General features: G+C 32.2%; 13 protein-coding genes. 7 read left to right on the forward strand and 6 right to left on the reverse strand.

Annotated features, from left to right (window positions below; translation table 11 throughout):
- Nucleotides 1–65: 65 nt before the first annotated feature.
- Nucleotides 66–173, forward strand: a complete 108-nt coding sequence (locus tag B4I81_RS11840; RefSeq protein ID WP_349678572.1) for a hypothetical protein — start codon at nucleotides 66–68, stop codon at nucleotides 171–173.
- A 16-nt stretch (nucleotides 174–189) separates the two neighbouring features.
- Here B4I81_RS11840 and B4I81_RS09090 read toward each other — a convergent pair whose 3' ends face one another.
- From B4I81_RS09090 to B4I81_RS09100, 3 genes are read right to left on the reverse strand one after another with little or no spacing between them, the layout of a single operon-like run.
- Complete coding sequence (locus B4I81_RS09090; protein ID WP_291109865.1) at nucleotides 190–1,677, reverse strand: aminotransferase class V-fold PLP-dependent enzyme; 1,488 nt, start codon at nucleotides 1,675–1,677, stop codon at nucleotides 190–192.
- Between the two features lie 14 nt (nucleotides 1,678–1,691).
- On the reverse strand, nucleotides 1,692–2,186 hold the full coding sequence (locus B4I81_RS09095; RefSeq protein WP_291109867.1) for a hydrolase: 495 nt from the start codon (nucleotides 2,184–2,186) through the stop codon (nucleotides 1,692–1,694).
- Nucleotides 2,187–2,191: 5 nt separating this feature from the next.
- On the reverse strand, nucleotides 2,192–2,956 hold the full coding sequence (locus B4I81_RS09100) for an MBL fold metallo-hydrolase (protein ID WP_291109869.1): 765 nt from the start codon (nucleotides 2,954–2,956) through the stop codon (nucleotides 2,192–2,194).
- A 116-nt stretch (nucleotides 2,957–3,072) separates the two neighbouring features.
- Here B4I81_RS09100 and B4I81_RS09105 point away from each other — a divergent pair, with 116 nt between their 5' ends.
- Nucleotides 3,073–4,548 (forward strand): TonB-dependent receptor, encoded by a 1,476-nt coding sequence (locus B4I81_RS09105; protein WP_291109930.1) that lies wholly within the window; start codon nucleotides 3,073–3,075, stop codon nucleotides 4,546–4,548.
- A gap of 54 nt (nucleotides 4,549–4,602) precedes the next feature.
- Complete coding sequence (gene rlmH / locus B4I81_RS09110; protein WP_291109871.1) at nucleotides 4,603–5,076, forward strand: 23S rRNA (pseudouridine(1915)-N(3))-methyltransferase RlmH; 474 nt, start codon at nucleotides 4,603–4,605, stop codon at nucleotides 5,074–5,076.
- Nucleotides 5,077–5,129: 53 nt separating this feature from the next.
- Here the strand turns inward: rlmH and B4I81_RS09115 are convergent, their stop codons facing one another.
- The 3 genes from B4I81_RS09115 to folP are packed head-to-tail and all read right to left on the reverse strand — an operon-like array spanning nucleotide 5,130 to nucleotide 7,168.
- Entirely contained in the window at nucleotides 5,130–5,561 is a 432-nt protein-coding gene (locus B4I81_RS09115) for a hypothetical protein (protein ID WP_291109874.1), read from the reverse strand.
- A gap of 47 nt (nucleotides 5,562–5,608) precedes the next feature.
- On the reverse strand, nucleotides 5,609–6,346 hold the full coding sequence (locus B4I81_RS09120) for a hypothetical protein (protein WP_291109876.1): 738 nt from the start codon (nucleotides 6,344–6,346) through the stop codon (nucleotides 5,609–5,611).
- Between the two features lie 3 nt (nucleotides 6,347–6,349).
- Nucleotides 6,350–7,168 carry a dihydropteroate synthase gene (folP, locus tag B4I81_RS09125; protein ID WP_291109878.1) on the reverse strand — a complete coding sequence of 273 codons (819 nt, stop codon included), beginning with the start codon at nucleotides 7,166–7,168 and terminating at the stop codon, nucleotides 6,350–6,352.
- A 125-nt stretch (nucleotides 7,169–7,293) separates the two neighbouring features.
- Here folP and B4I81_RS09130 point away from each other — a divergent pair, with 125 nt between their 5' ends.
- The 4 genes from B4I81_RS09130 to B4I81_RS09145 all read left to right on the forward strand — a co-directional run.
- Entirely contained in the window at nucleotides 7,294–7,833 is a 540-nt protein-coding gene (locus tag B4I81_RS09130) for a DUF1599 domain-containing protein (protein ID WP_291109881.1), read from the forward strand.
- 121 nt (nucleotides 7,834–7,954) lie between these two features.
- Complete coding sequence (locus B4I81_RS09135; RefSeq protein ID WP_291109883.1) at nucleotides 7,955–8,308, forward strand: four helix bundle protein; 354 nt, start codon at nucleotides 7,955–7,957, stop codon at nucleotides 8,306–8,308.
- 75 nt (nucleotides 8,309–8,383) lie between these two features.
- Nucleotides 8,384–9,457 carry a MauE/DoxX family redox-associated membrane protein gene (locus tag B4I81_RS09140; protein WP_291109885.1) on the forward strand — a complete coding sequence of 358 codons (1,074 nt, stop codon included), beginning with the start codon at nucleotides 8,384–8,386 and terminating at the stop codon, nucleotides 9,455–9,457.
- A gap of 3 nt (nucleotides 9,458–9,460) precedes the next feature.
- The coding region (locus tag B4I81_RS09145; RefSeq protein ID WP_291109888.1) for a TlpA family protein disulfide reductase at nucleotides 9,461–9,717 on the forward strand (257 nt) is incomplete at its 3' end.

Here is a 9,717-nt window from a genome sequence, read left to right on the forward strand (position 1 = left end):
GAGGCTATTACGAAGCAAGTTTTGAGATACTTTCTGAAGACGCTAAATCAGTTCCAAATTATGAGATTACCGATAAATTCTTGAAATTAGTAGAAGAACAAATCTACGAAGCTCCCGAATTTTACTTGTGGACGCATAAAAGATGGAAACATATTAAAGAAAAAGCTCAGTAAATACTGAGCTTTTTCTTTATAATTGAAACCAATTGTGAACCATTTTTTTAATTTCTCCTTTGGCATTTATATGGGTAAATTCATTAGTTCTTGGATTGTATTCATAGTCCTCACTCCATTCTTTGTGATTGGCAGCTAAAGCTTTAATGTTTTCGCAAACAAATTCAATTTCTTCCGTTGTAGTTGTTGGATGAATTGACATACGAATCCATCCTGGTTTTTGAATTAAATCGCCTGATGTAATTTTACAAACTAAATTGTGCGATGTTTCTTGGTCAACGTGCAATAAATAATGTCCGTAAGTACCCGCACAACTACAACCACCACGTGTTTGAATTCCGAATTTATCATTTAATAGTTTTACTCCTAAATTATAATGTAAATCATCAATATAAAAAGAAATAACCCCTAATCTGTCTTGTTGTTGATTTGCAAGAATATGAAGATTATCAATATTGCCTAATTTTTGAAATACATAATCGATTAATTCATGTTCTCTGTCTAAAATATTTTGAACTCCCATTTTGTCTTTCAACTGAATTGCCAAAGCAGTTTTCATCACTTGTAAGAACCCTGGAGTTCCACCATCTTCTCTATCTTCGATGTTATCTATGTATTTGTGTTCACCCCAAGGATTAGTCCAGCTTACAGTTCCACCCCCTGGACAATCAGGGACGTTATTTTTGTATAAGTTTTTATTAAAAATTAAAACTCCCGAAGTCCCAGGACCACCTAAAAACTTATGTGGTGAGAAGAAAATCGCATCCAAATAACTTTCTGTATCTTCCGGATGCATGTTGATATTTACATAAGGACCTGAACAAGCGAAATCAGCAAAACAAACCCCATTGTTTTGATGCATTAATTTTGCTACTTCGTGATATGGCGTTTTAATTCCTGTAACATTTGAACAAGATGTAATAGAAGCAATTTTAAAACTTCTGTCTTGGTATTTTTCTAATAATATTTTTAGATTTTCTATGCTAAACAACCCATTTTCATCTGCTGGAATAATAACCACATCTGCAATTGTTTCCAACCAAGAAGTTTGATTCGAATGGTGTTCCATGTGCGAAATAAAAACAATAGGTCTTATCGCATCTGGAATTGCTGTAAACTCTTTCAAATTTTCGGGAATACGAAGTCCTAAAATACGTTGAAACTTATTTACAACACCTGTCATACCTGTTCCATCGGTAATTAGAATATCATTTTCACTAGCGTTTACATGTTTCTTAATGATATGACGCGCTTCATGATATGCTATTGTCATCGCGGTTCCGGTCACAGAAGTTTCGGTATGTGTATTGGCAACGAATGGTCCAAATTCATTCATCAACTTTTCTTCAATCGGGCGATATAATCTTCCGCTCGCCGTCCAATCGGTATAAATAATTCTCTTTTCCCCAAATGGCGATTGAAATGTTTGATTGATTCCAATTATATCCTTTCTGAATTCATCAAAATAACATTCTAATTGAGTTTTCGCTGTTGTAGTTGCCATGCGTTGTAATTTATTTATTCTTTTGTTTGTCTTTCGTATAAAACCGTTTCTACAGTTTCAAAGTCTGTTGGTTTTGTTTCAGAAACAAAGTATTTTATTAAAATTTGACCCCATAAATCTCCATTAGAAAATTCAGCTATTATCCATCTATGATTTAAAACTTTTGACGAATTAACTAAAAAAGGCTTTCCGTCAATTGGTTCATACGGTACTAATGGATTTCCATTAGCACTTTCATTTAAAGCAATTAAATCTTCTTTGACTTTAACTGCTACTTTCTGATAATCTAAATTATTAGAATAAAAGTATTCTTGCGCATCTTCATCACTTTCTAATGCAAAATAATTAGCATTGGCTAATGAAGCTACTGAATCTCTTGAGGTTTTTAAATTTGCTTTTACTTTCAGTACTTCTTTATCTTTAGCGTCTAATATTTTTGTTGCATTTACGTATTGAAACACATTAAACAATAACGAAAAAATCAAAGCATACAAAATTACGTTCTTCATAAATCTTAAATATTAATTTCTAAATTATCATAAGCTACAAACACATTTTCTGGCAATTTCTTCTGAATTTCTTCATGAAAACCAAACAAATGACTAATGTGTGTTAAATAAGTTGTTTTTGGACGCACCAAAGATATAAAATGTAACACTTCTTCTAAATTAAAATGTGTTGCATGTGGTTCTTCTCTTAAACAATTTACTACCAATACTTTACAATCTTTTATTTTGACAATTTCACAGGCTTCGATAGTTTTTACATCCGTTAAATACACAAAATCTTGGATGCGGTATCCAAAAACTTGTAACGAACCGTGAAAAGCATTAACAGGAACAATTGTTTCGTTATTCACCGTAAAAGGCTGATTATTTACCACTTCATTTTCAATAATTGATGGTGCTCCTGGATACTTGTTTTCAGTTTCAAAAATATAATCAAATCTTTTTTCAAGGTTTTTTAAAACGCGTTGATGGGCGTAAATAGGAATAGCACCTTGCTTAAAGAAAAACGGACGAATATCATCTAATCCGGCTGTATGATCAGAATGCTCGTGAGTAAATAACAGTGCCTCTATTTTTTCGCATTTCGAATTTAGCATTTGTTGCCTAAAATCGGGACCACAATCGATAACAAGAGAAACTTTTTCTGTTTCAACCCAAACGGATACCCGCAATCGCTTGTCTTTTTCATCCGCACTCAAACAAACAGAATGATGGCTTCCAATTACTGGAATGCCTTGAGATGTACCTGTTCCAAGAAAATAAACTTTCACAATTATGTTTTTCACAAAAATAACAATAATTATGGTTGTTTTTATAAAATGATTAACTTTGCATAGGCTTAAATTATTCACATTTGCCCCCAAAATAAATTTTTCAGATGAAAAGTATGGTTACAGATATTAAAGTTCGTGGTGATAAACAGATAGAGCAAATCCCTTCCATTAAAGATAAGGCATTGAGAATTAATCTTAATGAAAATATTTATGGGACATTTGCTGAAATTGGGGCGGGTCAAGAGACGGTTAGAAACTTTTTTAGAGCTGGTGCTTCTTCTGGAACAATTGCAAAGGCCATGTCGGCTTACGATAAAGATTTTAGCGATGCTATTTATGGTGAGGAAGTTGACGGACGTTATGTAACAGAAAGTCGCTTAAAAAAAATGCTTACTCATGAAATCAATTTGGTGGAACAACGTTTAAGCAGAGACAAACATCCAAATAAATTGTTTTTTAGTTATGCTAATACTGTAGCTACAATCGATTTTGCAAAGCAATACAAAGGACATGGATGGGTTGGAATTGTTTATCAAGTAGAGCCTGATGAAGCATACAATGAAATTATACTTCACATTCGTTTTAAAGAAAATGATGCTAAACTTCAGCAAGAAACACTGGGAATTTTAGGAGTGAACTTAATTTACGGTGCTTTTTACAAATATAATGACCCGAAAAAATTACTGCGTTACTTATACGACCACTTAGATAAAGACCAATTAGAAATTGATACGATTAACTTCTCTGGTCCTCGTTTTGCTGATGTTGATAATCGTTTGATGAGTTTACAATTAGTGAAAAATGGAATGACCGATGCCGTAATGTTTGGTCCAGATGGAAAAAACATTTTACCAGCTGCTGTTTTATATAAGAAGAACATTTTGGCTTTAAGAGGAAGTTTCAGACCGGTTACTAAAGTTAATATGGACATGTATGAGCGTTCGTATGAAATGTTCATTCAAGAAAATAAAGTAGATAAAGAAAATACTTTTGTAGTTTTTGAAATCACCCTTTCTAACTTAAAAGCGGAAGGCGAAATTGATGAACGCGATTTCTTAGACCGTGCCGAACTACTTTGTAAATTAGGACAAACAGTAATGATTTCCAACTTCCAAGAATACTTTAAAGTAGTAGAATATTTCTCTAATTATTCTAAAGCTCGTATGGGATTAGCTATGGGAGTAAATAACTTAGTCGAGATCTTCGATGAAAAATATTACCGCCATTTATCAGGTGGAATATTAGAGGCTTTTGGAAAATTATTCTATCGCGATTTAAAGGTGTACTTGTACCCGATGAAAGATGAAAGTGGTAATATCATCACTTCAGAAAACTTAAAAGTACATCCAAGAATGAAAGAATTGTATAAGTTCTTCAAATTCAATGGAAAAGTTATTGATATTAAAGATTTTGACGAAAAGAACTTGGATATATTTTCAAGACATGTATTAAAAATGATCTGCAGAGGAGAAGCTGGTTGGGAAGAGTTACTACCAAAAGGAACTGCAGATATCATTAAAAAAGAAAAACTATTTTCTTACGCTTGCGAAATTGATTTCAAAGAGAAGCAAACGGAAGAAATTAACTAATATCGAAAATCACTCCTAAAAAGAGTGATTTTTCATTTCACAAATACAAACCACATGAACATTCGTCTTTTAACTATCGGAAAAACAGATAATAAAGCGCTACAAACCTTGATTGATGATTACACCAAGCGTTTGTCGTTTTACGTGAAATTTGATTTGGAAATCATTCCCGACATCAAAAACGTAAAGAATTTATCCGAAGCCCAACAAAAAGAAAAGGAAGGCGAATTGATATTATCCAAAATCACACCAACCGACCATTTAATTCTACTTGACGAAAACGGAAAAACGTTCAGTAGCGTAGGATTCTCCGACTTTTTACAAAAGAAAATGAATGCTGGAATTAAAACCTTAGTATTCGTAATCGGTGGTCCATACGGATTTAGTGAAACGGTATACCAAAAAGCACAAGGTAAAGTTTCCTTATCCGAAATGACGTTTTCTCATCAAATGGTGCGCTTGTTCGTAATTGAACAAATTTATAGAGGCTTTACGATTTTAAGAAATGAACCGTATCATCATCAGTAAGCGGAAGTTAGGAATTACTAAAAATCTATAATAAAATAAGACCTAAAGAAATGCTAATTATAATTTTCTAATGCAAAATATACATTAGGATTATTAAGGCTTTTTAATTTTTCAATGTACAGATTTGATTTTTCTGAATTTATTTCCCTAAGTACATGTATACATTTTCTTAGTATAGATTCATTTTCATCGTCATATTTTCTATATGTTTCAGGATTAACAGCTATTAAATATAAAACATCTGAAAAAACATCGTCATTAAGATTATGTAACCAAATTAAATTAATTATTTCTTCATGTTCTTCATGCCATGCTTCAGGTAATAATCGCATAAAATAATTTACATAATCTAAGTCAATTTGTTCCTTAAATACAAAATGCAAAGCTTTTAAAAGGATTTCACTACTCTTTGTTTCAATTGCTTTATCAAACAAATTAAAAATTTTTGCTTTTTTAGAAAAAGAAAAAAGTTTCTTGATATTCATAATTAGTTTTTTTCTCAATTAAAAACTTCGTACTTCCATCTCCCAGCTTACAACTTACACCCACATTCCGGCAATTTCTTCTCATCATATACAAATTCAAAAGAAGACAATTGAATTTCATCATTCGTTGCTTTCCATGCTAAAATCTTATTTTGAATGTATTGGTCATACGTTAAGCGATTATCGAAATTCAAATGTAGCATCGTGATTTTTCCATCACTTGTAAAATCTGCAAATTCTTTGATAAAATCGATAAATTCTTCTCTTGAAACATCGTTTCCGTCAACTGTAATTTTATTGTCTTTATTGAAATTCACAGTGAAATTGTGGAAGTTTCTGTAATGTTCGGCGTGTTTTTTAATGAAAAACTTAGAAAAATGTTTTCTGTATTTAAACTCTACATCAGTAAAAGGAAAAAAAGCCAAATTCTTAGCCACGCTATCCGAATACGTAAAAACGTTCATAGTTCCTTCTTTCGAATGCGAACTGCATTTCTTTTTGTCTTGTAAATTCATCACTTCTGGGATGACTAATTTCAAAGGCAAACGTTTGTCGATATTGAAAACCCAATTCGTTGATGCAATAGAATTTTTGCGATTTACTTCAACAATCGTATCTAATTTTTCTTTGTCATCGGGATTTTCTTTGGTTTTAAAGAACATATAAACGGGAGAATGGTCTGTCATTTCTTTCATAACCGAAACATTTTCTTGAGGTAACAACACTTCTTCATCATTACAAGAAAACAAGCCTATCAAGGCAACAATAGCAACTAATTTCTTCATTCTTTATTTTAATTTACTGACTAATTTTATACACTCCACTGCTTCTTTTACATCATGAACTCGGAGAATTTTAGCTCCTTTTTGTAAAGCGATTGTATTCAAAACCGAAGTTCCATTCAAAGCTTCTTGTGGCGAACTCTCTAAAACTTTATAAATCATCGATTTTCTGGAAACTCCTACTAATATTGGCAATTCTAACATTTCGAACAACTCCATTTTATGCAACACTTCGTAATTCTGTTCCAATGTTTTGGCAAAACCAAATCCAGGATCAATCACAATATCCGAAATTCCGAAGCTTCTCGCCTTTTGAATACGCTCCGAAAAATAGAAAATCATTTCTTTTACAATGTCGTTGTAATCGGTTAGACTTTGCATCGTTTGCGGATTGCCTCGCATGTGCATCATGATGTATGGCACTTTCAATTCGGCAACGGTTTCCAACATTTTATCATCTAACAAACCTGCTGCAATGTCATTTACCATCGCAACTCCATGTTCTACCGAAGCTTTCGCAACTTGAGCTCGAAATGTATCTACCGATAAAATAATATTAGGAAACGTTTCAACCAATGATTTCACAATCGGAACCAAACGTTTGATTTCTTCTTCTTCCGAGACAAATTCGGCACTTGGCTTACTCGAATAGGCACCAATATCAATAAAATCAGCACCTTCCGACAGCATTTTATCTACTTGATGAATAATCGAATTGATTTCTTTGTGCTTGCCACCATCGTAAAACGAATTAGGCGTCACATTTAAAATCCCCATGACCTTTGGAGTTGATAAATCGATTAAATTTCCGTTGCAATTAATCATAAGTGTTCAGTGTTCAGTTTTAAGTGTTCAGAGAATAAAAAACATCAAAATCTTTGTTCAGAAACTGTATTCTTTGTTCTTATTTTTTTACTTTTGAAAATTCTCACACAAATATAAAGCAAATAATGTCGAATACTTCTCAACAATATGATAAAGTTATAGCGGTTTGTCGCGATTTATTTTCAAAAAAAGCACACGATTACGGAACCGCATGGCGTGTTTTACGTTTACCTTCTTTAACCGATCAAATTTTTATTAAAGCGCAACGAATTCGCAGTTTACAAGAAAACGAAGTGCGTAAAGTGGATGAAGGGGAAGCATCAGAATTCATCGGAATTATCAATTATTGTGCGATGGCATTGATTCAAATGGAAAAAGGAGTTGCTAGTCAACCTGATATGTCAGCTGATGAAGCCGTTAGATTATACGATGAAAAAATAGCTGAAACCAAAGCCTTAATGGAAAACAAAAATCATGATTATGGCGAAGCTTGGCGCGATATGCGAATCAGTTCGTTAACCGATTTAATCATTCAAAAGTTACTTCGTGTGAAGCAAATCGAAGACAACAAAGGTAAAACATTAGTTTCGGAAGGAATTGACGCCAATTACCAAGACATGATTAACTATTCGGTTTTCGCTTTGATTTTAATGGAAAATAAATAACAAGTCGTTAACAGCTTCCTTTTTTTGAATGTTGTATTTTAGCCATTATAAATCCCAAAAAGCAAATAACAAAAAACAAATAAATCTAAAATTTCAATTTTTTAAATTCAAAAAAATCTAAATGAGTGAAAAAAAATACGATTTGGAAGATAGAACACTAGAATTTGCAATAGCTTGCAGAATTTACATCGGTAAATTACCCAAGTCAATTTCAAACATCGAAGATTCAAAACAATTAGTTAGAGCATCAGGTTCAATTGGAGCAAATTACATCGAAGCCAATGAATCATTGAGTAAAAAAGATTTTGTTTTTAGATTGAAAATTTCTAGAAAAGAAAGTAAAGAAGCAGTTTATTGGTTAAACATTTTAAACAGAATAAACCCTGAATTAAAATCCGAAACAGAACAACTAATAAAAGAAGGGAAAGAATTAAAATTGATATTTTCTTCTATAATCGAAAAATACAAAGTATAGAATTTTGGATTTGAAGTTTTAAAATTTGGTCCTTATTTGTAATTTATGATTTGCTATTTGTAATTTAAACATACTATGAACTCGAAAAACATATCTTGGATTTTACGCCTAATTATTTCTGCCTTATTTATTGTTTCGGCTGTAGCTAAATTGTATCCATCGCCTTATTTTGCGATTTCCACTTTTGAAGTAAAACAATTGTATCCATTAGGATTTTCAGAAGGTTTTGCGCCTTATTTCTCGAGAATTTTAATCGGAATTGAATTCGCACTTGGAATTGCTATTTTATTGAAAGATTACTTAAAAAAAATCACAATTCCAGCTACGATTTTATTGTTAGCGGTTTTCACAATTCACTTAAGTTACACAACTTTCGTTAGTGGAAATGCAGGAAATTGTGGTTGTTTTGGAGAATTAATTCCAATGACACCTGTTGAGGCTATTATCAAAAATATCATTGCGATTGGATTGTTAATTTGGTTATTCAAAATACTACCTGCTGATGGAAAATCGAATTTTTGGTTGTTGAAATCGGTTGCTTTAGGCTGTATTTTAGCGCTTTTTATGGTAGCAACTATTCGACCAGTTGCAGAAGTTATGGACGAACCAACTTCTGAAATTCAAGACAATTTAGGAGTTGTAGTTGATTCTAGTGGTTTATTAACTATTGAAGAACCAAAAGCAGAAATCACAAAGGATACTATTAAAAAAGCAGAAGAAAAGAAAGCCGAAGACGCTCCTAAAAAAGTAAAATCGGGTTATGAAAAATATTTTCCGGGTATTGATACTGATAAAAAGATTCTGTGCTACTTTGTGCCGGGTTGCGACCATTGTATGGATACCGCAAAAGAATTGAACGAAATGCGTAAAAAAGATAAGAACTTCCCTCCTATTTATGTGATTTTCATGAATGAAGAACCAGAGAAAATTCCAACCTTTTTTGAATTCGCAGGAACGAAATTTCCATACAAAATGATTGATGTGATTCCGTTTTGGACCGAATTAGGTTCAGGAAAAGACACACCAGGGGTGAAATATTTATGGAATGGTAACGAATTCAAATACTATTACGGCATCAATGAAAATAAATTCAATAGTAATGAATTCAAAAAAATAATTAAAAAGCCTTATTCGGAATTAAAAAAATAAGCTATGAAAAAAATATTTGTTTTAGCAACGATGCTAATCAGCACTTTAGGATGTGCACAAAAAGAAGAAACTACTTTTAAAAAAGAAAGTCTTGATTATGTTTTAAAAACAACAAATGATCAGCCAATTACTTTTCAAGAAGTAGTAAAAAAACATGAAGGAAAGACCATATTTATAGAAATTTGGGCTTCATGGTGTTCGGATTGTATCAAAGCAATGCCAGAAGTAAAAAAAATAAACCAAACCTATGGTAAAGATGT

Origin of the sequence: Flavobacterium sp. UBA6195, from assembly GCF_002422095.1 — a bacterium.
Taxonomy (GTDB): domain Bacteria; phylum Bacteroidota; class Bacteroidia; order Flavobacteriales; family Flavobacteriaceae; genus Flavobacterium.